At 69.8% G+C, this 23,465-nt stretch carries 20 protein-coding genes; 6 read left to right on the top strand and 14 right to left on the bottom strand.

Translation table 11 applies throughout. The annotated features are described in order from the left end of the window. Positions 1 to 35: 35 nt before the first annotated feature. Entirely contained in the window at positions 36 to 2,642 is a 2,607-nt protein-coding gene (locus tag ACQP2E_RS33695; RefSeq protein ID WP_433827016.1) for a putative bifunctional diguanylate cyclase/phosphodiesterase, read from the bottom strand. Positions 2,643 to 2,854: 212 nt separating this feature from the next. Between ACQP2E_RS33695 and ACQP2E_RS33700 the strand changes: the two genes are divergently transcribed. From ACQP2E_RS33700 to ACQP2E_RS33710, 3 genes are all read left to right on the top strand, one after another. Continuing rightward, positions 2,855 to 3,253, top strand: a complete 399-nt coding sequence (locus ACQP2E_RS33700) for a PH domain-containing protein (protein WP_433827017.1) — start codon at positions 2,855 to 2,857, stop codon at positions 3,251 to 3,253. A gap of 65 nt (positions 3,254 to 3,318) precedes the next feature. Beyond that, entirely contained in the window at positions 3,319 to 4,476 is a 1,158-nt protein-coding gene (locus ACQP2E_RS33705; RefSeq protein WP_433827018.1) for a PQQ-dependent sugar dehydrogenase, read from the top strand. A gap of 48 nt (positions 4,477 to 4,524) precedes the next feature. Next, positions 4,525 to 6,138 (top strand): metallophosphoesterase family protein, encoded by a 1,614-nt coding sequence (locus ACQP2E_RS33710; protein ID WP_433827019.1) that lies wholly within the window; start codon positions 4,525 to 4,527, stop codon positions 6,136 to 6,138. On the opposite strand, the gene ACQP2E_RS33715 is transcribed toward ACQP2E_RS33710, so the two are convergent. The 13 genes from ACQP2E_RS33715 to ACQP2E_RS33775 all read right to left on the bottom strand — a co-directional run bounded on the left by ACQP2E_RS33715 (position 6,125) and on the right by ACQP2E_RS33775 (position 21,949). Beyond that, positions 6,125 to 7,351 (bottom strand): pectate lyase, encoded by a 1,227-nt coding sequence (locus ACQP2E_RS33715; protein WP_433827020.1) that lies wholly within the window; start codon positions 7,349 to 7,351, stop codon positions 6,125 to 6,127. The two genes, ACQP2E_RS33710 and ACQP2E_RS33715, sit on opposite strands and share 14 nt — an antisense overlap. Positions 7,352 to 7,571: 220 nt before the next feature. Continuing rightward, entirely contained in the window at positions 7,572 to 7,700 is a 129-nt protein-coding gene (locus tag ACQP2E_RS33720; protein WP_433827021.1) for a hypothetical protein, read from the bottom strand. A 40-nt stretch (positions 7,701 to 7,740) separates the two neighbouring features. Then, positions 7,741 to 8,769: a hypothetical protein gene (locus ACQP2E_RS33725; RefSeq protein ID WP_433827022.1), complete on the bottom strand. Its 1,029-nt coding sequence runs from the start codon at positions 8,767 to 8,769 to the stop codon at positions 7,741 to 7,743. Between the two features lie 87 nt (positions 8,770 to 8,856). Beyond that, positions 8,857 to 10,338: an Asp-tRNA(Asn)/Glu-tRNA(Gln) amidotransferase subunit GatB gene (gene gatB / locus ACQP2E_RS33730; RefSeq protein WP_433827023.1), complete on the bottom strand. Its 1,482-nt coding sequence runs from the start codon at positions 10,336 to 10,338 to the stop codon at positions 8,857 to 8,859. Between the two features lies 1 nt (position 10,339). Further along, complete coding sequence (gene gatA / locus ACQP2E_RS33735; RefSeq protein WP_433827024.1) at positions 10,340 to 11,803, bottom strand: Asp-tRNA(Asn)/Glu-tRNA(Gln) amidotransferase subunit GatA; 1,464 nt, start codon at positions 11,801 to 11,803, stop codon at positions 10,340 to 10,342. Positions 11,804 to 11,805: 2 nt separating this feature from the next. Next, on the bottom strand, positions 11,806 to 12,105 hold the full coding sequence (gatC, locus tag ACQP2E_RS33740) for an Asp-tRNA(Asn)/Glu-tRNA(Gln) amidotransferase subunit GatC (protein ID WP_433827025.1): 300 nt from the start codon (positions 12,103 to 12,105) through the stop codon (positions 11,806 to 11,808). 9 nt (positions 12,106 to 12,114) lie between these two features. Continuing rightward, positions 12,115 to 14,331, bottom strand: a complete 2,217-nt coding sequence (locus tag ACQP2E_RS33745; RefSeq protein WP_433827026.1) for a putative bifunctional diguanylate cyclase/phosphodiesterase — start codon at positions 14,329 to 14,331, stop codon at positions 12,115 to 12,117. Positions 14,332 to 14,479: 148 nt separating this feature from the next. Next, positions 14,480 to 16,765, bottom strand: a complete 2,286-nt coding sequence (ligA, locus tag ACQP2E_RS33750) for an NAD-dependent DNA ligase LigA (RefSeq protein WP_433827027.1) — start codon at positions 16,763 to 16,765, stop codon at positions 14,480 to 14,482. A gap of 63 nt (positions 16,766 to 16,828) precedes the next feature. Next, a complete protein-coding gene (locus tag ACQP2E_RS33755; protein WP_433827028.1) occupies positions 16,829 to 17,818 on the bottom strand; it encodes a methionine synthase in 990 nt (329 codons plus the stop codon). Beyond that, entirely contained in the window at positions 17,811 to 18,899 is a 1,089-nt protein-coding gene (gene mnmA / locus ACQP2E_RS33760) for a tRNA 2-thiouridine(34) synthase MnmA (RefSeq protein WP_433827029.1), read from the bottom strand. The genes ACQP2E_RS33755 and mnmA overlap by 8 nt, the downstream gene beginning before the upstream one ends. A gap of 9 nt (positions 18,900 to 18,908) precedes the next feature. Then, positions 18,909 to 20,084, bottom strand: coding sequence for a cysteine desulfurase family protein (locus ACQP2E_RS33765; RefSeq protein ID WP_433827030.1), 1,176 nt, complete (start codon positions 20,082 to 20,084; stop codon positions 18,909 to 18,911). 136 nt (positions 20,085 to 20,220) lie between these two features. Further along, the gene (locus tag ACQP2E_RS33770) at positions 20,221 to 21,153 is read right to left on the bottom strand and encodes an electron transfer flavoprotein subunit alpha/FixB family protein (protein WP_433827031.1); all 933 of its coding nucleotides are present in this window, start codon (positions 21,151 to 21,153) and stop codon (positions 20,221 to 20,223) included. Between the two features lie 19 nt (positions 21,154 to 21,172). Then, positions 21,173 to 21,949 carry an electron transfer flavoprotein subunit beta/FixA family protein gene (locus ACQP2E_RS33775; RefSeq protein WP_433827032.1) on the bottom strand — a complete coding sequence of 259 codons (777 nt, stop codon included), beginning with the start codon at positions 21,947 to 21,949 and terminating at the stop codon, positions 21,173 to 21,175. Positions 21,950 to 22,354: 405 nt separating this feature from the next. On the opposite strand from ACQP2E_RS33775, the gene ACQP2E_RS33780 reads away from it, so the two are divergent. The 3 genes from ACQP2E_RS33780 to ACQP2E_RS33790 are packed head-to-tail and all read left to right on the top strand — an operon-like array spanning position 22,355 to position 23,465. Continuing rightward, positions 22,355 to 22,738, top strand: a complete 384-nt coding sequence (locus tag ACQP2E_RS33780; protein ID WP_433827033.1) for a YidH family protein — start codon at positions 22,355 to 22,357, stop codon at positions 22,736 to 22,738. After that, the gene (locus ACQP2E_RS33785; RefSeq protein ID WP_433827034.1) at positions 22,738 to 23,046 is read left to right on the top strand and encodes a DUF202 domain-containing protein; all 309 of its coding nucleotides are present in this window, start codon (positions 22,738 to 22,740) and stop codon (positions 23,044 to 23,046) included. The genes ACQP2E_RS33780 and ACQP2E_RS33785 overlap by 1 nt, the downstream gene beginning before the upstream one ends. Before the next feature lie 38 nt (positions 23,047 to 23,084). After that, entirely contained in the window at positions 23,085 to 23,465 is a 381-nt protein-coding gene (locus ACQP2E_RS33790; protein ID WP_433827035.1) for a PLD nuclease N-terminal domain-containing protein, read from the top strand.

Here is a 23,465-nt window from a genome sequence, read left to right on the forward strand (position 1 = left end):
TTACAAGGCAATCGCCGCGGAGCGCAGCGGAGCAATCAGGCTCGGTGGCTGTCCAAATAGGCCTCTATACGTTCGGCCGGTGCTGGATGGGCCAGTGCGAAGCCCTGGCCGTAACGGCAACCGGCCGCAGCCGCGCGGTCGACACGCTCCTGGGTCTCCAGACCCTTCGCGACGATCTCCAGGCCGAGCCGGCGTCCGAGACTGACCACCACGTCCAGCACCGAGCCGGGGCCGCCGGTCATCAGGGACTGGCTGAGCTTGAGCATGTCGACGGGCAGCCGGCGCAAGTGGGACAGCGACGTCTGCCCGGCACCGAAGTCGTCGAGCGCCGCGCGTACCCCGAGTTTGCGCAGGCCCGACAGGGCCGCGACGATGGCCGGCACGTCCTCGGCGATCCACGTCTCGGCGACCTCGACGACCAGGCGTTCCGGGTTGAGGCCGTGCCGTTTCAGGGTGGTCGCCACTCGTTCCGGGAAGCGGGCGGTGAGCAGCTCGCGCGGCCCGACGTTGACCGAGAGCCAGAAGTCCTCGTCGCCGCCGGCCCAGGCGGTAAGGCTGCGGCAGGCCTCGTCGAGCACCCATTCGTCCAGCTCGGCGGTGATGCCGAGGGCCCGGGCGATCGGCAGGATCTCCTCCGGCAGGATCGTGCCGAGGTCCGGGTGCCGCCAGCGCAGCAGCGCCTCGACGCCGACCGGCCGGCCGTCGCGCAGCCCGGTGACCGGCTGGAAGGCCAGGTCAAGCTCACCCCGGCCGGCCGCGCCGAGCAGCTGCTGTTCCAGCTCCATCCGGCGGTGCAGCTGGATCTCCACGTCCGTGTCGTACCACTCGACCCGGTTCAGGCCGAGCTGGCGGGCGCGCTGCCGGGCCAGGTCGGCGTGCCGGAGCACCTCGTCGGAGTCGGCGCCGCCGGCCAGCTCGGCCAGTCCGACACTGCTCTGCAACTCCACCGACCCACCGGGCAGCTGGTACGCCTCACCGAGCGCCGTCACGACCCGGGTGGCAAGCGCGTACGCCGGGACGGCCGACTCCGTGGTCAGCACCGCGAACTCGTCGCCGCCGAGCCGGGCCGGCACGTCCTCCTCGCCGATCAACTGCTTGATCCGGCGGCTCACCTCGACCAGCACGGCGTCGCCGACCTCGCGCCCCCGGTCGTCGTTGATCTCGGCAAGCCCGTGCAGGTCGATCACGATGAGGTTGCCCCGCATGCCCGGGCGGCGGCGGTGCGTCAGCAGGTCGCGCATCAGCGCCCGCCGGTTCGCCAGGCCGGTCAGCTGGTCCAGATAGGAGAGCCGGTGCAGGGTCCGTTCCAGGTGGACCCGTTCGCCGACGTCGCGTACGTGCACGACCAGGGCGGCCACCTCGGGGACGGCACGCTGGTCGGAGATCGTGGACTCGGTGTCGCGCCAGAGCTTGGCGCCGTCCCGCATCCGGGCGCTGACCAGCACCGGCGGTCCGCCCTCGTGCTCGCCGGCCTGGACCGAGGCGATCACCGCCTGGGCGTCCGCGACGTCCTCCGGGTGGATCAGTTCGCTGAACTCGCGGCCGATCACCTCGTCGTCGCGCAGGCCGAAGAGCCGGGCCGCGGCCGGTGACTGCCAGCGGACCGTGAGCCGCTCGTCGAGGACCAGGGTCAGGTCGGTCGCGCCGGCCACGAGCGAGCGGAAGTGCGCTTCGGCGATCCGCAGCCGGCCGGCGTACCGGCGGATGTCGCGGACCACCAGCAGCTCGCGGACCACGAGGACGCTGACCATGACGAGACCGAAAATGATCGCCTGGTTGTCGAACCGGCGGACGGTCACCAGATGCCAGACCGCCGCGACCACGCCGACTGCCGCCGGGATCGCCAGCAGCGGGTAGCTCGCCAGGTATTGATCCGGGTTGCGAGGCTCCAGCGGCGGCAGCGGGATGTCGCGCCGGGAACCGCCGAGCGCCGAGGCGGTCATCCCGGCGATGATCGGCAGTCCGGCGATCGCCAGAAGTGCACCTTCCTGACCCGCGTCGACAAGCGCGGTCACCCCGCCGAGCGCGAGCAGCACCAGGGCCGCCCCGCCGCCGCACCAGAGCGCCGGGCGCGGCCGGGGACGCGCCCGCAGCACGATCACCGTGACGACCGCGATGCCGCCGGTCGCGATCAGCATGGCCGGCACCGCAGCGGGCCGGGTCGCCACGCCCGGCACCAGGTAGGCCGCGAAGCTCAGGCTGACACCGAGTCCGGCACCGTCGAAGGCCCGCCGCAGCCGGACCGGCCAGCTGCGCGCGGCACCCGGCAGCAGCGAGACGCCTGCCACGTAACAGCAGGCGGCCACGGCCACGCCGGCGGTGAGCCAGCCGGTCGCGTCGGGCGGGTTCCACCACGGCACCAGGGCGGTGGCGATCCCGACGAGGGTGCCCATGCCGACCAGACCGGCGCCACGGCAGGACGCGAAGGCTTGTTCGGCACGGTGCAGTGCTAATGCCGTACCCAAGAGGGAAGCCGCAGCGAAGAGACCAGCGCAACCCACCGCGCAGGCGAGCGCGAGCGATGCCGGCAGAAGGCCGGCGGCGCCGGCCGCGAGCAGCACGGCAGCGGCGCTCGGCACAGTGACCAGTACCGCCCGGGCGTGGAACCAGGGCGGGGCCGGCGCGGGGTGCGACACAGCCACGGAGTGTCCTCTGCGGTGTTCCCCCGCTGGGTCGGTGAGCCCCGGCGAGGTGGGGGTCATGGAAGCGAGGAACTGCACCGGAGTCAACGACTGTCCCCGGATCGGGTTACGGGGCGGTGTGACGCCGTCCCATGAACGAAATCGTCTGCCATCCAGCGACAGCGGTCAAATCGAGCGATGCTGCCGGTCCGGCCCCGGGTCATGGTGGGAAGATGGGATACGTGTCCAGTCGTCCCGCCCTCCGTGTCCGTAAATCCGGCGCCGTCCTCGTCGCAGCCGGGATCGCCCTCGTCGGCGCGCTCCCGGTGGCCGGCCAGTCGTGGGCTCTCGCCCCGATTCTGCTGATCCCACTCGCTGTGCTGATCTGGACCTATCGGGCCGGCACCGACGTCTACCCGGACGAGCTGCGGGTGCGCGCCTTGTTCGGCGGCAGCCGGGTGCCGTGGAGCCGGATCTCCGAGCTCGCTCCGGACACCCGGGGCCGGGTCTCCGCGCTGCTCGACAACGGCAACGTCATCCGGCTGACCGGTGTCACCCAGGGCAACCTTCCGCTCGTGCTGGCTGCCGGCGGCCAGCGGGTCGGCAGCGACACCGCCGCGACGGATCAATGATCTCCGGGATCTCTCAGCCCGCACGGCTACCCTGGTCGGCAAGAGCCTGAGGGGGTGGTCTGGTCGTGCGTTCCCGCTCGCGCCGTGCCGCGGTCGCGACGGTCGGTGCCGTTCTGGTGCTGACCACCGGTTGCAGCTTCGGACCGCCAGGACCGGACCAGGCCGGCGAACCACCCAACCTCTCCCGGCCCTCGGCCGCGCCCACCTCCGGCGAGGACTCCGGTGACCAGGAAGCCGCACTCACCGTCCTGGCGAAAAACCTCGAGGTGCCGTGGGGCATCGCGTTCCTGCCCGACGGCTCAGCAGTGGTCACCGAGCGCGACACCGCCCGCATCCTGAAAGTCGGTCCGGAGTCCGACGCTGACGGCCTCAAGGTCAGCGAGCTGGACCGGCTCGACGAGGTGCGCGCGTCCGGCGACGGCGGCCTGCTCGGCATCGCGGTCTCCCCCGACTACGACACCGACAAGACGCTGTACGTCTACTACTCCACCGAGCGCGACAACCGGGTCGGCAAGCTGGCCGGCGGCAAACTTCAGCCGATTCTCACCGGCATCCCGCGCTCACCCGATCAGAACGGCGGCGCCCTCGCCTTCGGCCCCGACGGTTTCCTCTACGTCGGCACCGGCGACGGCACACCCACCGGTACCCTCGCTCAGAACCCGAAAAGCCTCGGCGGCAAGATCCTGCGGATCACCACGGCAGGCAAGCCCGCCACCGGCAACCCGGTGAAGAACTCCGCGGTCTGGTCCTCCGGCCACCGCAACGTGCAGGGCCTCGCCTGGGACGGCGACGGCCGGCTGTTCGCCACGGACACCACCCAGCCGCTGACCAGCGAGCTGAACGTGGTGGCCAAGGGCGGCAATTACGGCTGGCCGAAAGCCGACGGCGACAGCACCGACACGAAACTGCGAAACCCGATGGTCTCCTGGCCGTCCACCGAGTCGGCCTGCGGCGGCGTCGCCGCCGTCGACAGCCTCGTCGCCACCACCTGCCTGGTCGGCGAGCGGCTCTACCTGCTCTCGGTGACCGCCAACGGTACGGTTCTCGGCACCCCGCAGGAGCTGCTCAGCGAGGAGTACGGCCGGCTGCGCGCCCTGGTCGCCGCGCCGGACGGTTCGCTCTGGCTCAGCACGTCGAACCAGGAGGACGGCGGCGAGCCGGGCCCCGAGGACGACCGGCTGATCAGGCTGGTCTTCTCAGACGGCGGCGCCGGCCGGAGTTGACGCCCATGGCTGTTTCAGCGAGCCGGGATTCGGGCAGGTGAGCGCTCGATGACACCGGAAAACGCTACGCCGGCGCCCGGGTGGCGCCGGCGCCTGGGCACTGCTGCCCGTTTCGCCGGCAGAGCCCTGCGCGGTACCTGGAGCCGGCGTATCCGGATCGGCGCCGCGGTCGGCCTGGTCAGCGTGATCGGCGCGATGATCGGCGTGATGCTCTTCGCGCAGACCAGCATCAACGTCGGCCCGTTCAGCGCCGAAATGTCGATCACCCCGTCGGTGCACGGCGGCACCGAGGTCGACATCCCGCCGCTGGGCTCTCTGCATCTGGACAGCCACCGCGGCCCGCTGCACCTCAAGGTCGCCCTCGGATCGCTCGACCAGAGCCGGACCGAAGCGCTCATCGACAACCCGTCGGCGATCACCACGGCCGGCGACCGGGCGGTCGACGAGGTCACCGCCGGAGTGTCCCGCCTCGGTCTGCGTACCCTCGGGCTTGCCGTTCTGAGCGCGCTGCTCTGCGCCGCGCTGATCTTCCGCGACGTCCGCCGCACCGCGGCGGCCGGCATCACCGCCCTGGTGGTCTCGGTCGGCAGCCTGGGCCTGGCGGCGGGCACCCTGCGACCGGACGCGATCAGCGAGCCACGGTATGAAGGACTGCTTGTCAACGCGCCCGCCGTGGTCGGCGACGCCCGCCGCATCGCGGACAACTACGGCCGGTACGCCGAGCAGCTCCAGGCGATCGTCGGCAACGTGAGCCGGGTCTACGCGACGATCTCGACGCTGCCCGTCTACGAGCCGGCCGGCAACACCACGCGCCTGCTGCACGTCTCCGACCTGCACCTGAACCCGGCGTCCTGGGGTCTGATCCGCACGGTCGTGGAGACCTTCGAGATCGACGCCGTGATCGACACCGGCGACATCGTCGACTGGGGCAGCGATGCCGAGACCGGTTACGTCTCGTCGATCCCGTCGGTCCAGGTGCCGTACATCTACGTGCGCGGCAACCACGACTCGGCCGCGATCCAGGCCGCCGTGGACCGGCAGAGCAACGCTGTGGTCCTCGACAACGCGGTGACCACTGTCGGCGGGCTGACCATCGCCGGCATCGGCGATCCGCAGTTCACCCCGGACAAGAGCGAGACGAACGAGGCAGGCGACGAGGCCGGGCCGGAGCTTCTCACCGTCGCCGGCGAGGCCCTGGCGACCACGGTCCGCGGCTCCACGAACAAGGTCGACATCGCGCTGGTCCACGACCCGGGGATGGCGCAGCCGCTGTCCGGCCTGGTCCCCCTGGTGCTGGCTGGTCACAAGCACCAGCGGTCGGTCTCGATCCTGCCGGCGCCGGTCGCACCCGAGCCGGACCCGTCGGCGTCGGCCACGGCCGCTCCGGCTCCGTCGGCAGCGGTCGCCGAACCGCTGATGACCACCCGCCTGATGATCGAGGGCTCGACCGGCGGCGCCGGCCTGCGCGGCCTGGAGAACGAGGAGCCGACTCCGCTGACGCTGTCGGTGCTCTACTTCGACGAGAACAAAGAGCTGAAGGCGTACGACGACATCCAGCTGGGCGGCACCGGCCAGTCGAACGTGGAGATGCAGCGCAACGTGGTCGGGCTCGCCCAGGAGGAGAGCCCGACTCCGTCGCCGTCAGTGATTACGAGTAGGTGATGTCCGAGGACGAGTACCGGCAGTACGTGCCGTCCGCGCCCGATCCGGTCTTGGTGGGTTCGCTGCCGCTGCTGTTGCCGGTGTACCGGTCGCAGATCGAAATCTTCTTGGAGCTGTCGCCCACGATGGTGATCCCGCTGAACGTCGCGGTGTCGCCGTAATTCGTGTTGATCCCGGCGATCGACGTGCCCGGTGCGGTGGCCCGGATGTTCTGGATGACCACGGTCCGCTTGTACTGGGTCGAGCAGTTGCCACACGACCGGTACAGCTTGCCGAAGTTCGTCACCTGGAAGTTCTTGATGGTCAGCGTGCCTCCGCCGTTGTGCTGGAACACTTTGTCCGAGGCGGACTTCGCACCGCCGCCGTCGACGGTGGCCACGGTCGAGCTGCCGCCGCGGAACGTCGCCGCGTCCTCGCCCACGTCCAGCCACCACACGTTGCGCAGGGTGCAGTTGCCGTCGCAGTGCACGCCGTCACCGGCCGGAGCACCGATGATCACGTTCGCCAGGGTGGCGCCGTTGGCCAGCTTGAACATCGGATCCTGGCTCTCGCTCTGCCCGCCGTCGCCGATGCCGTAGTAGCGCTTGTTGCCACCGTCGAGGCCGCTCGACGACACCGCGATGGTGGCGTCCACCTTCACGCTGCCGGTCTCGGCCGGCCAGGGAGTGGTCGGCCCGGAGCCGCCACCGCTGCTGCTGCCCACCTTGATCAGCTGCCACTGCTGGTTGGCGAAGTTCTGGTCGTCGTACTGCACCACGTTGCCGCCGTCGGCGGTGGACCATTCGAAGACTTCGAGGGCCCTGCCGCTGTTCCGGTTGATCAGCTGGATGTTGCTGCCGATGTCCTGGATCGACCACTGCTGGCTTGTCGCGTTCCGGTCACCGTTGGACTGGATGACCTGCGCGCCGTTGGCGGTCGAGGAGCCCTGCACGTTGAGGACCTTGCCGCTGTGCTTGGCCTGCAGGCGGTAGAAGCCGCTGCCCATGTCGAGAAACTTGAACTGCTGCCAGTCGCCGTTGTTCTGCGTCCACTGGTTGATGACGGCGCCGTCGGCGGTGGAGTAATTCCAGACATCCAGCACCTTGCCGCTGTTCTGGTTCTTCAGCACGTAGTAGGCGCTGAGGTCGATGCTTGCCGCGCTCGCCTGCTGAGCCGTGACGAGACCGGCGGCACCGAGCGCCGCGGTGGTGAGCGCCGTGACAGCCACAGCCATCCAGCGCCGTCGTCTTCCTGGCGTACTCATGGGGTCGTTCCTCTCTGCCCGCCGGGGAAGCAGGCACATTTCCAGGGGATTTCGGGGGACCGACGTTCATCGATGTTGTCGCTCACAAATACCCTGGTCAAGAGAGGACGCAGTTGCATTTTGTTGCAGGTTTCAACCGATCAAGCAGCTGTTAACGTGAACATTGGGAACGCTCCCACAAAGTCCCAGCTCACTGCGGAGCCGGAGCGGCCTCCCGCACCGCGGCAACAACGGCCTTCATCCGGCCGGCTGCGGAGGTCCGCGTGTACGTCACACACCAGAACTCGTGATCGGCGCACGCCTGCGTGTCGTCGGACACCCGCTCGACCCACATGGCTTATCGGGCTTTAGGACGGGTCCTACTCGTTCGAGCGCGGTGGCCAGCGGCGTTCGATCGGAGCCATGTACCGGTCGAGCAGCGGTTCTCGTTCGAGGGCACGGAGCAGGAAATCCATGTGCCCGCCGAGCTCCCGGGCACGCCGGCGTGAGGTACAGATCTCAGCCAGGATCCGCGCGTGGTTGTCGGCTTCGTCGTAATCAGCCGACAGCACGCAGTCGGCCCACCGGATGATCTCGGCCCAGAGCGACTTCACCGGGCTGAGCTGCTGCTGATCCACCCGGTAAACAGCGGTACGGCTCTCGGCGACCGCCCTCTCAGTAGCGCGCTGGTGTGCCCGCAGCAGCGCGAGAAAGAATGGCGTGACGGCCGATTCGCTGTTCAAGCGCGCGGCGTTCTCGTGGGCCGCCGAGGAGCCGCCGATGTCACCGCCGTCGCGAAGGATCAGACCCAGACAATTGTGGTTGTTGTGATTCTTCGGCGCCATGTCAACCGCCAATTGGGCATAGCGCAGTGCACCGCCCGGGTCGCTGTAACGGTAGACAAAGGCCAGCCCTCGCTCCGCGTCGCCGGTCACGGTGTCTAGCTCTTGCATCTCCTTGAAACGCCGTGCCGCCGCGGTCTCGTCGCCGAGGTTGGTGAACGAGCGACCCAAGCGATAAAGGATGCGGGAGTTGGGGGGGCCAAGCGAGTCGGCTCGGCTTAGGAAGCCGACCGCCTTTGCGTATTCACCATCGAGATAGGCGAGTTCGGCCTGATTGAACAGATAGGAGACTTCAAGAGAGCTGACGCGGTCATCAATACCCGCGGTCTTGGCTCGCAGCTGGTCGAGGAGCTCGTTCGCCTCCTTCAGCGCGGCCTCGACCCGGTCGCTGATCTCCTCGCGCGCCTTGCGAATGCCCCGGAGTTCGCGGAACCCGAAAACGCCGGCGAGGACGAGGAGGGTGGTGATCACGGCGATCAGGAAACTGAACCCGGCGAGGACGAAACCCGACCACGTGACGACCGTATTGGCGACCTGCGCGGGATCCGTGGTGGGGGTCGGCGACACAACGCTGAGTATGCGCGTCTATCACTACACGTGCCACCGCCCGGTCTCGTGAAATACGGGACCGGGCGGTGGGGCGTACCGAAAGGGTCAGGAGACGCCGAGGCGCTCCAGGAGCAGGTCGCGGACGGCCTTGGCGTCGGCCTGGCCGCGCGTGGTTTTCATGACGGCGCCGACCAGGGCGCCGGCTGCTGCCACCTTGCCGTCGCGGATCTTCGCGGCGATCTCCGGGTTGGCGGCGATGGCCTCGTCGACGGCCTTCGTCAGCGCGCCGGTGTCGTTGACGACCTCGAGGCCCCGGGACGCCATGACCTCGGCCGGGTCGCCCTCGCCCGCGACGACGCCTTCCAGAACCTGGCGGGCCAGCTTGTCGTTCAGCTTGCCGGCGTCGACGAGCTTCTGCAGCGCCGCCACCTGGGCCGGGGTCGCGCCGACCGCGGCCAGGTCGACGTCGAGTTCGTTGGCGCGGCGGGCCAGCTCGCCCATCCACCACTTGCGTGCGCCGGCCGCGGAGGAACCCGCGGCGATGGTCTCCTCGATGAGCTCGACCGCGCCGGCGTTCGCCACCGACTGCATGTCGACCTCGGAGATGCCCCACTGGTCGCGGAGACGGGCGCGCTTGATGCTGGGCTTCTCCGGGAGCGCGGCTTTCAGCTCCGATACCCACTCCGGCGCCGGCGCGATCGGCACCAGGTCGGGCTCGGGGAAGTAGCGGTAGTCGGTCGCGGTCTCCTTGGAGCGGCCCGAGCGGGTGTCGCCGGTGGTCTCCTGGAAGTGCCGCGTCTCCTGGAAGATCTTGCCGCCCTCGTCCAGGATCCCGGCCTGCCGGATGATCTCGGAACGGACGGCACGCTCGACCGAGCGGAGCGAGTTGACGTTCTTCGTCTCGGTACGCGTACCCCACTCGTCACCCGGCAGGTTCAGCGAGGTGTTCACGTCGCAGCGCATCGAGCCCTGCTCCATGCGCACGTCCGAGACGCCGAGCGAGCGGACGATGTCGCGGAGCTCGGCCACGTACGCCTTGGCGATCTCCGGGGCGAGCGCGCCGAGGCCGGGAACCGGCTTCGTGACGATCTCCACGAGCGGGATGCCGGCACGGTTGTAGTCGACGAGCGACTCGGTGGCACCGTGGATGCGACCGGTGGCGCCGCCGACGTGCAGCGTCTTGCCGGTGTCCTCCTCGATGTGCACCCGCTCGATGCCGATCCGGTACTCCTTGCCGTCCACAGTCACGTCGACGTACCCGTCGACGCAGAGCGGCTCGTCGTACTGCGAGGTCTGGAAGTTCTTCGGCATGTCCGGGTAGAAGTAGTTCTTCCGGGCCATCCGGCACCACTCGGCGATGTCACAGTTCAGCGCGAGGCCGATCTGGATCGTTGCGGCGATGGCGGCCCGGTTCATCACCGGCAGCGCGCCCGGGAGAGCCAGGCAGACCGGGCAGGTCTGGGTGTTCGGCTCGGCGCCGAAGTCGGTCTTGCACCCGCAGAACATTTTTGTCTTGGTGCCCAGCTCGACGTGCGTCTCCAGGCCGACGACGGGCTCGTACTTGGTGAGGATCTCTTCGTATGTCATCTCACAGCTCCGGAGGAGTGAAAGAGCCGACGGCGGACTCCAGCGCTGCCGCGACCCGGTACATCCGGTCGTCGGCCATCGTCGGGGCCATGATCTGGAAGCCGACCGGCAGGCCCTCGGAGAGACCGCACGGCACCGAGATGGCCGGTCCGCCGTACAGGTTCGTCGGGATGGTGAAGAGGTCGGCGAGGTACATCTGGTAGGGATCGCTGGTCCGGGATCCGAACGGGAACGCCACGAACGGGGTGGTCGGCGAGACCAGCACGTCGACCTGCTCGAACGCGGACTGGAAGTCCCGGGTGATCAGCGTGCGGACCTTCTGCGCCTGGCCGTAGTACGCGTCGTAGTAACCGCTGGAGAGCGCGTACGTGCCGATGATGATGCGGCGCTTCACCTCGGGGCCGAAGCCGCCCTCTCGGGTCAGCGACATGACCTCTTCAAGGGAGTGGCTGCCGTTGTCGCCTTCACGCAGGCCGTACCGCACGCCGTCGAAGCGGGCCAGGTTGCTGGAGGCCTCGCTGGGGGCGATCAGGTAGTACGCCGGGAGGGCGTACTGGAAGTTCGGGCAGGAGACCTCGACGATCTCGGCGCCGAGCTTGACCAGTTTTTCCAGGGACTCCTTGAACGCCGCGACAACACCTGGCTCGGAGCCGTCACCGGCAAACTCCTTGACGACACCGAGCTTGACGCCGGACAAATCCCCATTTTTGCCGATTCGTGCGGCGGCCACCACGTCCGGCACCGGCTGGTTGATCGAGGTCGAATCGCGCGGGTCGTAACCGGCCATCACCGCATGCAGCAGAGCAGTGTCCTCAACGGTCCGGCCACACGGGCCGGGCGTGTCCAAGGACGACGAGAAGGCGATCAATCCGTATCGCGATGTTCCACCGTACGTCGGCTTTGCCCCCACCGTCCCGGTGACCGCACCCGGCTGCCGGATCGAGCCACCGGTGTCGGTGCCGATCGCGAGCGGCGCCTCATAGGCGGCAAGCGCGGCGGCCGAGCCACCACCCGAGCCACCCGGGATGCGACCCAGGTCCCACGGGTTGTTCGTGGCGCCGTACGCGCTGTACTCCGTGGAGGAGCCCATCGCGAACTCGTCCATGTTGGTCTTGCCGATGATCGGCATGCCGGCCTGCTTGAGACGCTCCACGATCGTCGCGTCGTACGGCGGCTTCCAGCCCTCAAGGATCTTGGAGGCGGCGGTGGTGGGCACGCCCTTTGTCGTCACCACGTCCTTGACCGCGATCGGAACGCCGGCCAGCGGGCCGGTGATCTCCCCGGCGTCCACCTTGCGGGCGGCGTCGAGAGCGCCCTCCCGGTCGACGTGCAGGAACGCGTGGACGCGAGGATCGACGGCCGCGATCCGGTCGAGATGAGCGGTGGTCACCTCGACCGCCGACACCTCCTTGCTGGCGATCTTGGCGGCGAGAGACGCCGCGCTCAGCCTGGTCAGGTCGGTCACGATCAGTCCTCCTCGTCCAGGATGCGCGGAACCCGGAAGCGGCCCTCGTAGGCGTCGGGCGCGCCGGAGAGCGCCTCCTCCTGCGTGAGGCTCGGTGTGGGGACGTCCTCGCGGTACACGTTGGTCAGCGGGACCGAGTGCGACGTCGGCGGAATGTCATCCGCCGCCACCTCACCGACCCGGGCGACCGACTGCAGGATCACATCGAGCTGACCCGCGAATCGATCAAGCTCCTCTTCGGTCACGGCGAGCCGCGACAGGCGCGCCAGGTGCGCTACCTCTTCGCGGGAGATGGCGGCCATCCTGCCCCCTCATAGTTTCGACGGTTTGCCTGAGTCTATTTTCCGGGGCTGGACCGGCCGGTACCGGGCCAGCCACTCGGCCAGATCGGCCGCCGGCATCGGGCGCGCGTGGAACCAGCCCTGCGCGGTGTGACAGCCCGCCGCGGCCAGAAGCCGCCAGGTCGCCTCGTCCTCCACACCCTCGGCGACCGCGCGCAGGCCGAGTGCCTCGGCCAGACCCACCACCGAGCGTACGATCGCCGCGTCGCCCTTATCCGTCGCCATGCCCAGCACGAACGACCGGTCGATCTTGACCTCGGCCAGCGGAAGCCGCCGCAGGTGCTGCAACGACGAGTACCCGGTGCCGAAATCGTCGAGTGAGATCGCCACGCCCATCCGGCTGAGCCGGGTCGTCGTCTCCAGCACCCGGTGCGGGTCGGCCATCAGCGCGCTCTCGGTTATCTCCAGCTGGAGGAGTTCGGCGGGGACCGCGTACCGCTCCAGCAGCGCGCCGACCCGGTCGGCGATGTCGCCGGCGTGCAGGTCCCGGGCGCTCACGTTGACCGCGGCCCGCAACGGCCGCCCCTGCGAGCACCACTGCGCCAGCTGGATGATCACTTCTTCCAGTACGCGTGCCGTGAGCATCCGCATCACCGGGGTCGGCTCGGCTGCCCGCAGCAGTTCCTCGGGGCCGACCGTGCCGCGTCGCGGGTGACACCAGCGCAGCAGCGCCTCCACCCCGGTCACCTCGCCGGTCGCGATCGCGATCTGCGGCTGGTAGTAGAGCACTATCCCGTCGTCGGCCGGGTCCTTGCGCAGGGCCGTACGCAGCTCGGCGAGCAGCGCCAGCCGGTCCGGCGAGTGGTGGGCGGCGTCCGGGCCGTGCACGGCGAGCTGGTCGCCGCGCTGCTTCGCCTCGTACATCGCGGCCTCGGCCTCGCGCAGCAGCGTGCCGGCGTCGCGGCGGCCGGACTGGAGCGCTATCCCGATCGAGGCGCTCAGCTCCACCGGCGTGCCGTCCAGCGGGAACGGCCGGCTCAGCGCCTCGGACAGGTGCTGCGCGATCCGCCGGGCCGCCGCCGGCCCTTCCACCCGGGTGGCGAGGACCGCGAACTCGTCGCCGCCCAGCCGGACGACCAGGTCGTGTGCCGGGACCACGGCGGCGAGACGGTCGCCCACTCTTGCCAGCAGGCGGTCACCGGCGCCGTGGCCGAGAGCGTCGTTGACCGTACGGAAACGGTCCAGGTCCAGCAGGAGCAGCGCGCGGCGTCGATCCGGGGAGCGCTCGGCGATCGCGGCCTGCAGCGCCCGCCGGTTCGGCAGCCCGGTGAGCGAATCGAACCGGGCGGCCCGCTCCGACTCACCGGCCCAGCGGACCATCCGGTGCACGGCGTGCAGCGCGAGCAGGGCCAGCGGCAGCAGGGCCGGGCTCACCACCGCGGCGACCAGCAGAATCGGCCCGAGCAGCAGCAGCGACGCGGTGGCCAGCAGGTCGGCGTGCCCGCGCCGGCGGTGGATACGCGGCCGGCTGTCGGCGGTCCAGCGGCGTACGCACGCCGCCGCCGCGTACCGTGCCGCGATCCAGGCAGCCGCGGTGGCACAGGTGAGGGCGGCATCGTGCCAGCTCGGACCGATCGCCAGCTCTTCCGGACCGATCCCCAGCTCTTCCGGGCCGATCCGCAGTGAGGTGAGAGCGGCCACCGCCGAAGCGGCGCCGAGCGCGACCGCGTGCTGCAGAGCCAGGTGCAGGGTACGCCGGACGGAGTGCCGCAACCGGACACCAGCAACGGTGACCGCCGCGAACTGAACCGCCAGAGCCGGCGGACCGCCCCACGCCAGCAGGATCGCGAACGTGAAGCAGATCGACGGCAGGATGATCGCGCTGGCCCGGCGGCCGGGGACCAGATAGGGCCGGGCGTCCGCGATGAGCGCGAGGACCGCCATCACCCAGAAGGCGGCCGGGAGCCCGGCAAACGCACCGGGGTCGGCGGCCCAGAGCACGAGCCCCCCGGCGACCGACCCGATCGCGGTGATGACGATCGTGCGGCGGCGCCGGGTCCCGGTCAGCGGGCGTGCGCTGTCCGGACGCTCCGGTTCCGGCTTTCCCGGGTCGAAGCAGTGGATGTCCAGACGTGTGGCGTCCGGCCCCGGTGCGAACGGGGCCGGTTGTTGTTGCTCGGGGCCTGTGTCGGCGCACGGACCAACGGCAGCCTCATAGCCGGCGATATGCAGGCGAGCGGCATCCATGCGACCTCCATGATGGCCTCGATCACCGATCGACTACACCATAGATCCACATGGCGCTTTCTAGGTTAAACTACGTATGCGTAACTAAACCGGCATAAGGCTCCAGACGCCAGAATGGTTCTAAATCCCCCGTTTGGGTTACGGCCGGTCAGCCGTGCTCGGCAACCTCCCGGGCCGCGTCCGGTCCGTCGCTCAGCAGAACAGCGAAGCCCGCCTCGTCGAGAACCGGCACCTTCAGCGAGAGCGCCTTGTCGTATTTGCTGCCGGGGTTGTCGCCGACCACCACGAAGCCGGTCTTTTTCGACACCGAGCCGCTCACCTTGCCACCGCGCGAGGTCACCGCCTCGGCGGCCTGATCACGGGTGAACCCGGCCAGTGTGCCGGTGACGACGACGGTCAAGCCCTCCAGGGGGCGGGGACCGGTGTCGACGCGCTCGTCGGCCATCCGCACCCCGGCGTCGCGCCACTTGCGGACGATCTCCCGGTGCCACGGAACGGTGAACCACTCGCGCAGGCTGTCCGCGATGATCGGGCCGACGCCCTCGACGGCAGCGAGCGGGTCGACGGCCTTCGCTTTCCGCTTGGCGGACTCGGCGGCCGCAGCCACCTCGGCCGCCCCAGGCCCGGCCGGCTCCGCCGCCTCGGCCACCTCAGGCCCGGCCGACTCCGCCGCTTCAAGACCAGCCGACTCTGCTGCCTCAAGATCAGCCGACGCTGCCTCCATGGCCTCGGCTGCCTCGGCGGTGGCCGCCACCACGGCAGGTTCGGCGGCGGTCCTGGCGAGCAGCTCCTCCAGCGCCGACATCGAGCCGAACTCGACGGCCAGTGCCTGGGCGGCGGTCGGGCCGACGTGCCGGATCGAGAGGGCGACCAGGATCCGCGCCAGCGGGCGGGTTTTCGCATCGTCGAGGCTCTGCAGCATCTTGCCGGCGTTGGCGCTGAGGTCGCCGTTCTGTTTCACGAAGAACGGGACCCGGCGCAGATGATCCTCGGTGAGGCCGAAGAGGTCGCCCTCGTCGTGCAGCACCCCCGAATCAAGCATCGCCCGGGCCGCCTTGGCACCGAGCACCTCGATGTCGAGCACGTCGCGACTGCCGACGTAACCGAGCCGCTCCCGGCGCTGACCGGGGCAGAACTCCGAGTTGGGGCAGCGGATGTCGATGTCGCTCTCCTTGGCGGGAGCGAGCGGGGTGCCACAGTCGGGGCACTCGGCCGGCATCACGAACGGCCGGGCGTCGGCCGGGCGCAGCTCCAGGATCGGGCCGAGAATCTCCGGGATCACGTCGCCGGCCTTGCGCAGCACCACGGTGTCGCCGATCAGCACGCCTTTGCGGGCGACCTCCTGCTCGTTGTGCAACGTGGCTTGGGCGACCACCGAACCAGCCACCTTCACTGGCTCAAGCACCGCATAGGGCGTCACACGGCCGGTGCGCCCCACGTTGACCGCGATGTCGAGCAGCTTGGTGGTGACCTCCTCCGGCGGGTATTTGAACGCGATGGCCCAGCGCGGCGCCCGGCTGGTCGAGCCGAGCCGGCCCTGGATCGCCACGTCGTCGACCTTGACCACGACGCCGTCGATGTCGTGCTCGACGTCGTGGCGGTGCTTGCCGTAGTAATCGATGAACTCACGAACCCCGGCCATGTCGTCGCAGAGCCGCCACCGCTCGCTGGTCGGCAGGCCCCACGCTTTCATCACCTCGTAGGCGTGGGACTGCGACGCCGGCTGGAAACCCTCGCGGGCGCCGATGCCGTGCACCACCATGCGCAGGCCACGGGAGGCGGTGATCCGTGGATCTTTCTGCCTCAGGCTGCCGGCGGCGGCGTTGCGCGGGTTCATGTAAGGGTCCTTGCCGCGCTCGACCAGGCTCGCGTTGAGGTCGGCGAAGGCCTCGGCCGGGAAGTAGATCTCGCCGCGCACCTCGAGCAGGTCGGGCACGTCGTCACCGGTGAGCCGCTCCGGGATGCCGCCGACCGCCCGCACGTTGGGCGTGACATCGTCGCCGGTGCGCCCGTCGCCGCGGGTGGCGCCGCGGACCAGGCGGCCTTTCTCGTAAGTCAGGTTGATCGCCAGGCCGTCGATCTTGAGCTCGCAGAGGAACCGCACCGGACCGCCGGAGTCACGCACCGTCCGCTCGGCCCAGGTGGTCAGCTCGTCGGTGTTGAAGACGTTGTCCAGCGACATCATCCGCTCGATGTGGTCGACCGAGGCGAAGTCGCTGGAGAAGGTGCCACCCACATTTTGCGTCGGGGAATCGGGCGTGCGCAGGACCGGGAACTCGGTCTCCAGCGCCTCGAGCTCGCGCAGCAGCACGTCGAAGTCGCCGTCGGTGATCGTCGGCGCGTCGAGCACGTAGTAGCGGTATTGGTGGCCGCGGATCTCGTCGGCCAGCTCGGCATGACGCGCACTCGCCTGCGGCGTAGGCGAACCGTCCACCACGAACCCCCTGTCAGTGAGACCTATGGAGCACGGTAGCCCCACCCACTGACAAAACTGGGGTCACACCTCGGAGATGCGCCGACCGGCTTCGGTGACGGCTTTGAGGACCTCTCGCGCGTACCCAGGGGTGGCTCCCGCCAGGCCGCAGGCCGGCGTGATCACCACCTGCTGGGGCAGCAGCGCCGCCGGGAAGCCGAGCCGCTGCCAGAGCGTGGTCACCCGCCCGGCGATCTGCTTGGCGTCCGGCCGACCCGGGCCGGTCGAGAGGACCGCGCCCACGAAGACGCCCAGTCCGGCCTCGATCGCCTCACCGAGCGGGTCCAGGTCCTTGACCAGAGAGAGGTCGAGCGACACGGCGGCGGCACGGGCGTCCCGCACCACCTGCAACGGCAGGTCCGGCGCGCAGCAGTGGATCACGACGGGGGCGTCGACGGCCTCGGAGATCGTGCGCAGCCGGGTCGCTGCGGCCGGCGCGGACACCACGCGATAGGCCGACAGACCGCTCTCGGTCGGCACGTGCCCGGCCAGCACGGCCGGCAGCGACGGCTCGTCGATCTGCAGCAGCACGGTCGCGCCGGGAAGCCGTTTGCGCACGTCGGCGACGTGCCGGCGGAGGCCCTCGGCGAGCGAGTCGGTCAGGTCGCGCACCGCGCCCAGGTCACGCAGCATCCGCCCGCCGATCGGCAGGTCCAGGCCGGCCGCCAGGGTCCACGGGCCGGCCGCCTGGATCTTCACCGTGCCGGTGAAGCCATCACCCTGCTCGGTGAGCTGGTCCAGGTCGCGTTCCAAAAGATCATCGGTACGCCGGAGGTCCTTCCCTGGTCGCGACGAGATCTGCCAGCGCCCGGCGTAGACCTGCACCGGCATCTCCACCAGGAGACCGGCGGTCCGCCCGATCATGTCGGAGCCGGGGCCACGTCCCGGCAGCTCGGCCAGGTGCGGCAGGCTCGGCAGCTCGCCGAAGACGATCCGTTGTGCCTCGGCGACATCGGCGCCGGGCATCGAGCCGATGCCGGTGGCGGACCCGGACGGCCAGGGGAAATCAGGCATTGGCGGCGGCCCGGCTTCCCGCGGTGATGGTCGCGGAGCCGAGCACGATGTCACCGTCGGCGTCCGGCCGGTAGGCGACGATGGCCTGACCGGCGGCGACGCCGCGAGCCGGCGACTTCAACCGGGCAGTCAGCACACCGTCAGCCAGCGAGACAGCAGCGGGGACCACCTCGCCGTGCGCCCGAAGCTGGACCTCGCAGTCGGAGATATCCGCTGACGAGTGCCAGATCGGGCGATTCGCGGTCACCACGTCGACCTCGAGATCCTCACGAGGACCAACCGTCACCGTGTTCGACACCGGAGTGATCGAAAGCACATAGCGAGGGCGGCCGTCCGCGGCCGGGACCCGCAGGTCCAGCCCCTTGCGCTGGCCGATGGTGAAGCCGTAGGCGCCGTTGTGGCCGCCGAGCCTCTCCCCCGTGCGGCCGTCGACGATGTCGCCGGGCGCGCTGCCGAGCCGGCTCTCCAGGAAGCCCCGGGTGTCGCCGTCCGAGATGAAGCAGATGTCGTGCGAGTCGGGCTTGTCGGCGACCGCGAGGTCACGGGCCGCGGCCTCGGCGCGCACCTGCTCCTTCGTCGAGTCGCCGAGCGGGAAGACCGCCCGGTCCAGCTGCTCGCGGGTGAGAACGGCCAGGACGTACGACTGGTCCTTGGCGATGTCGACGCTGCGCCGCAGCAGCCCGTCGGCGCCGAGGCGGGCGTGGTGACCGGTCACCACGGCGTCGAACCCGAGGGCCACCGCGCGGTCCAGCACCGCCTCGAACTTGATCTTCTCGTTGCAGCGCAGGCAGGGGTTCGGCGTCCGGCCGGCCGCGTACTCGTTGACGAAGTCGTCGACCACGTTGTCGTGGAACTCCTCCGCCATGTCCCACACGTAGAACGGGATGCCGATCACATCGGCGGCGCGGCGCGCGTCCCGGGAGTCCTCCAGGGTGCAGCAGCCGCGCGCCCCGGTCCGGAACGTCTGAGGATTACGTGCCAGCGCCAGGTGGACGCCGGTGACGTCGTGGCCGGCGTCCTTTGCTCGCGCGGCCGCGACCGCGGAATCGACACCGCCCGACATGGCCGCTAGAACTCGCATGACCCCAGCCTATCTGGGTGTCTTCCACGCTCCGGCCCGGCGGGCCCGCTCCACCGCGCCGGGCAGCGCGGCGAGCAGCGCGTCGACGTCGGCGACCGTGCTGTCGTGACCGAGGGTGAAGCGCAGCGAGGAGCGCGCGCGGGCGTCGTCGGCACCCATCGCGAGCAGTACGTGGCTGGGCTGGGCCACCCCGGCCGAACAGGCCGAGCCGGTCGAGCAGTAGACACCCTGCGCGTCCAGGAGCAGCAGCAGCGCGTCACCCTCGCAACCGGGGAAGGAGAAGTGCGCGTTGCCGGGGAGCCGATCAGCTGCTGAACCGTTGTAGATGGCGTCCGGCACCAGCGCGCGGACCCGGGCGGCCAGATCGTCGCGGAGGGCGGCGACGCGCTGGGCGTACTCATCCCTGGTTTTGATCGCGGCCTCGACGGCCGCGGCGAAAGCGGCAACGCCGGGGGTGTCCAGGGTCCCGGAGCGCACGTCACGCTCCTGGCCGCCGCCGTGCAGCAGCGGCGTGCAGGCGACGTCCCGGCCGAGCAGGAGCGCGCCGGCGCCGACCGGGCCGCCAAGCTTGTGCGCGGTGATGGTGAGTGCCGCCGCGCCGCTCGCCGCGAAGTCGACCGGGATCTGGCCGGCCGCCTGCACCGCGTCGGTGTGGAACGGGATGCCGGCAGCGGCCGCGAGCCGCGCCAGTTCGGCGACCGGCTGGATCGTGCCGACCTCGTTGTTCGCCCACTGGACGCTGATCACCGCGATCTGGTCGCCGCGCTCGGCGATCAGCTCGGCCACGATCGCCGGGTCGACCCACCCGTCGCCGTCGACCGGCAGTGTCACCACCTCGGCGCCTTCCTGAGCGCCGAGCCAGTCGACCGCGTCCAGCACGGCGTGGTGCTCGACCGCGGAGGCGACCACCAGGGTCCGGGCCGGGTCGGCGGCACGCCGCGCCCAGAAGATCCCCTTGACCGCCAGGTTGTCACTCTCGGTGCCGCCACCTGTGAAAATCACCTCGGAGGGGCGGGCGCCGAGCACCGCGGCGATCCGCTCGCGGGACTCCTCGACCAGTCGCCGGGCGCCGCGACCGGCCGCATGCAGGGACGACGGATTGCCGACCTCCCGCGCCGCGGCGACGTAAGCGTCCAGCGCGACGGGCAGCATCGGCGTGGTCGCCGCGTGATCCAAGTAGGCCATCGCCTCCAAGCTTAGGCCGTCTTCAGGCGGACGCCCGCAGTCGTCCTAGTGGTAAAGATCAAGCGCGCTTCTCCCGTACCCAGGGAAGAAGAAACGGCCCGGCGGAAAACCGCCGGGCCGTTTCCAGAAGCGGGGTTTACTTGCGCTTGCGCACCTCGTCGGCCGCCTGCGGGACGACCTTGAAGAGGTCACCCACGACGCCGAAGTCGGCGAGCTCGAAGATCGGCGCCTCGGCGTCCTTGTTCACCGCAACGATGGTCTTCGAGGTCTGCATGCCGGCCCGGTGCTGGATCGCACCGGAGATGCCGAGCGCCACGTACAGCTGCGGCGACACGGTCTTGCCGGTCTGGCCGACCTGGAACTGGTGCGGGTAGTAACCCGAGTCGACCGCCGCGCGGGACGCGCCGACCGCGCCACCGAGCAGGTCGGCGAGCTCCTCGACCAGCTTGAAGTTGTCCGCGTTGCCGACACCGCGACCGCCGGAGACGACGATCGAGGCCTCGGTGAGCTCGGGGCGCGAGCCCTTCTGCTCGGCGACCCGCTCGACGACCTTGGTCAGCTTGTCCGCGTCGGAGGCCGACACGGTCAGCGCCTCGGTCGACGGCGAGGCCGGAGCAGCCTCCGGGGTGACCGAGTTCGGGCGGATGGTGACGATCGGCAGGCCCTTGGTGACCTTGGACTTGACGATCGTGGAACCGGCGAAGACCACCTGCGTGGCGGTGCCGTCGGCCTCGACCGAAACCGCGTCGGTGAGCAGGCCGTTGTCCAGCTTGATCGCCAGCCGGGCGGCGATCTCCTTGCCCTCCTGGGTCGAGCCGAGCAGCACGGCGGCCGGCTGCACCTGCTTGACCAGCTCGGCGACCACGGTGGCCTTCGGTGCCACCAGGTAGCCCTGCACGTCCTCACCGGACGCGGTGTAGATCTTCTCGGCGCCGTACTCGGCGAGTTTCGCGGTGTCGGCCTCGCCGAACACCACCGCGGAGACCGAACCGAGGCCACGAGCGATCGTCAGCATCTCGAGGGTGACCTTCTTGACGCCCGCCTCGACAACTACCAGTACTTCAGCCATCTCTCTTACCCGTCCCCGCTCAGACAAACTTCTCGGTGGCGAGGTACGCGACCAGCTGCGTGCCGCCGTCACCCTCGTCAAGGACCTTCGCGCCACCGGTACGCGCCGGGCGCTTCGAGAACTCCAGCACCTGGCTGGTCGCGCCGGCGAAGCCGACCTGGTCCGCGGAGACGCCGAGGTCGCCCAGGGACAGGCTCTGCACCGGCTTCTTCTTCGCGGCCATGATGCCCTTGAAGGACGGGTACCGCGGCTCGTTGATGGTGTCCCAGACGCTCACGATCGCCGGGGTGGCGGCCGTGACGACCTCGTAACCCTCGTCGGTCTGCCGCTCGACGGTCAGCTGCGAACCGTCCACGGTGAGCTTGCGAGCGCCGGTGAGCGCGGCCACGCCGAGGAGTTCGGCGAGCATGTGCGGGACGACCTGGACGCGGCCGTCGGTGGACTCGGCGCCGCTGATGATCAGGTCAGCGTTCAGCGTGCGCAGCGCGGCGGCGAGAACCTTGGAGGTGGCGACGGCGCACGAACCGTGCAGCGCATCGTCCTGAACGTGAACCGCTTTATCGGGACCCATCGAGAGCGCCTTGCGGATCGACTCGGTGGCGCCGGACGGACCGACCGTCAGAACGGTCACCTCGCCGCCGTGCGCCTCCTTGATCTTCAGCGCTTCCTCGATGGCGTATTCGTCCATCTCGTTGATGACATTGCTCGAGGACGCGCGGTCCACCGAGTAGTCAGCGCTCAGGCTGCGCTCGGCACCGGAGTCGGGTACCTGCTTGACCAGTACGACGATATTCATCGCGCTACTACGACCCTCCTGTTTTGAACGCACCGTTGCGGTCGGCCCACCGCCGGTTGCTCGCGCCTCGCGGCGGACATGTCGGCAAGGTTACCCGCCAGTAGCTTTTCTGTTGCCGGACACCCAGAGTGACTCACCTCACCCACGGCGCGATCACGATCGCTACAGTGACGACGAGGAGGTGTCTGACATGTCCGGCCAAAACGTCTCACTAGTGGACGGCACCAGTCCGCCCACGACCCATACTCTCCCACCGGGAAAGATCACGGAGCCGCAGTCCCATGGTCGCGCCGGCCCAGACTCTCCGTGGTGCCGGTGCGGCCGCCCGCGTGAGGCCTGCGTCAGTGACGAAGTCCGCACCCTCTGGCACCACCTTCTTGACCCAACAGGTCAATAATCGGCCACGTGCTCGGTGACCTGACTCTTTGGTTCGACCCGGAACGATCGTCGAAGGTGGGCGCCACACCGGACTACCGGTTCTCGCTCGCCAACGAACGGACGTTCCTCGCCTGGATCCGCACCGGCCTCGCCCTGATCGCCGGTGGTCTGGCGTGCGCCCAGTTCCTGCCACCGCTGCCGATCGAGCACCTCCGCGAGATCATCTCGATCGTCCTGCTGCTGCTCGGCGGGCTGGTCGCGCTCCGGGCCGTCGACCACTGGGCGCGTACCGAACGCGCCATGCGGCTCGGCACCGCCCTGCCCCGCTCCCGCTTCCCCGCGATCCTCGCCCTGGTGGTCGCCCTCGGGTCGGTCGCGCTGGTGGTCGCGGTGCTGGTCCAGATCTTCTGATGGTTCCGGAACGAGATCCCGGAGCTTCTCCGGAGCGGACCCGCCTCGCCTGGCGCCGCACCGGGCTCTCCGCCGCCGTGGTCGCGCTGCTCGCCGTGCGGCCCGCCTTCGCACCCGTCGCCGGACCGGACGAGTGGCTGGTCGCGGCCGGTTCGATGATCAGCTGGGCGGCCCTGACCGGCATCGCCCTGCACCGCGCCCAGGATCTCCGCGCCCGGATTCCGGCCTCTGTTCCGCGCCTGATCCGGGCTTACGCGCTGATCACGGTGGCCCTCGCCGCCCTCGCCGGATGGGTTGTCATGCTCTGATCGTCGCCGTCCTGGCTCGGGCGGGGCATCATTGCGGCATGGTCCGGTTGTTCATCCTCTTGGCCGCGGTGGCGCTCGTCCTGCTCATATTGGCGCTCATCAGCGGTCTGTCGGCGGAGCGTGTCCGCAATCTGCCGCGTGCGGCCTGGGTGCTGGTGATTATTTTCATCCCGATCGCAGGCCCGGCCGCCTATTTCGCCTGGGGCCGTCCGGTCTCCGGGCCTCGCCGCTCGCCGTCCCGCCCGTCCTCACCCGACGACGACCCGGACTTCTTGCGCTCGATGAACGTGGAGAAGTCCCGTCGCGAGCGCGAGATGCTCGCGGCCTGGGAGGCGGAGCTGAACCAGGAGCGCGAGCGCGAAGTGCCTCAGGAGAACGAACAGCCGGATGGCGAACAAAAAGACGAAAAGAAGCCCTAG

The sequence above is a fragment of the Actinoplanes sp. CA-015351 genome, from assembly GCF_050955685.1.
Lineage (GTDB): Bacteria > Actinomycetota > Actinomycetes > Mycobacteriales > Micromonosporaceae > Actinoplanes.

Excerpts from the sequence above, each read along its gene's own strand:
- ACQP2E_RS33700 (WP_433827017.1), top strand. The coding sequence starts at position 2,855 with ATGGGATACGTGTCCAGTCGTCCCGCCCTCCGTGTCCGTAAATCCGGC.
- ACQP2E_RS33710 (WP_433827019.1), top strand. The coding sequence starts at position 4,525 with ATGACACCGGAAAACGCTACGCCGGCGCCCGGGTGGCGCCGGCGCCTG.
- ACQP2E_RS33715 (WP_433827020.1), bottom strand. The coding sequence starts at position 7,351 with ATGGCTGTGGCTGTCACGGCGCTCACCACCGCGGCGCTCGGTGCCGCC.
- gatB (WP_433827023.1), bottom strand. The coding sequence starts at position 10,338 with ATGACATACGAAGAGATCCTCACCAAGTACGAGCCCGTCGTCGGCCTG.
- gatC (WP_433827025.1), bottom strand. The coding sequence starts at position 12,105 with ATGGCCGCCATCTCCCGCGAAGAGGTAGCGCACCTGGCGCGCCTGTCG.
- ACQP2E_RS33745 (WP_433827026.1), bottom strand. The coding sequence starts at position 14,331 with ATGGATGCCGCTCGCCTGCATATCGCCGGCTATGAGGCTGCCGTTGGT.
- ACQP2E_RS33755 (WP_433827028.1), bottom strand. The coding sequence starts at position 17,818 with ATGCCTGATTTCCCCTGGCCGTCCGGGTCCGCCACCGGCATCGGCTCG.
- mnmA (WP_433827029.1), bottom strand. The coding sequence starts at position 18,899 with ATGCGAGTTCTAGCGGCCATGTCGGGCGGTGTCGATTCCGCGGTCGCG.
- ACQP2E_RS33765 (WP_433827030.1), bottom strand. The coding sequence starts at position 20,084 with ATGGCCTACTTGGATCACGCGGCGACCACGCCGATGCTGCCCGTCGCG.
- ACQP2E_RS33770 (WP_433827031.1), bottom strand. The coding sequence starts at position 21,153 with ATGGCTGAAGTACTGGTAGTTGTCGAGGCGGGCGTCAAGAAGGTCACC.
- ACQP2E_RS33775 (WP_433827032.1), bottom strand. The coding sequence starts at position 21,949 with ATGAATATCGTCGTACTGGTCAAGCAGGTACCCGACTCCGGTGCCGAG.
- ACQP2E_RS33785 (WP_433827034.1), top strand. The coding sequence starts at position 22,738 with ATGGTTCCGGAACGAGATCCCGGAGCTTCTCCGGAGCGGACCCGCCTC.
- ACQP2E_RS33790 (WP_433827035.1), top strand. The coding sequence starts at position 23,085 with ATGGTCCGGTTGTTCATCCTCTTGGCCGCGGTGGCGCTCGTCCTGCTC.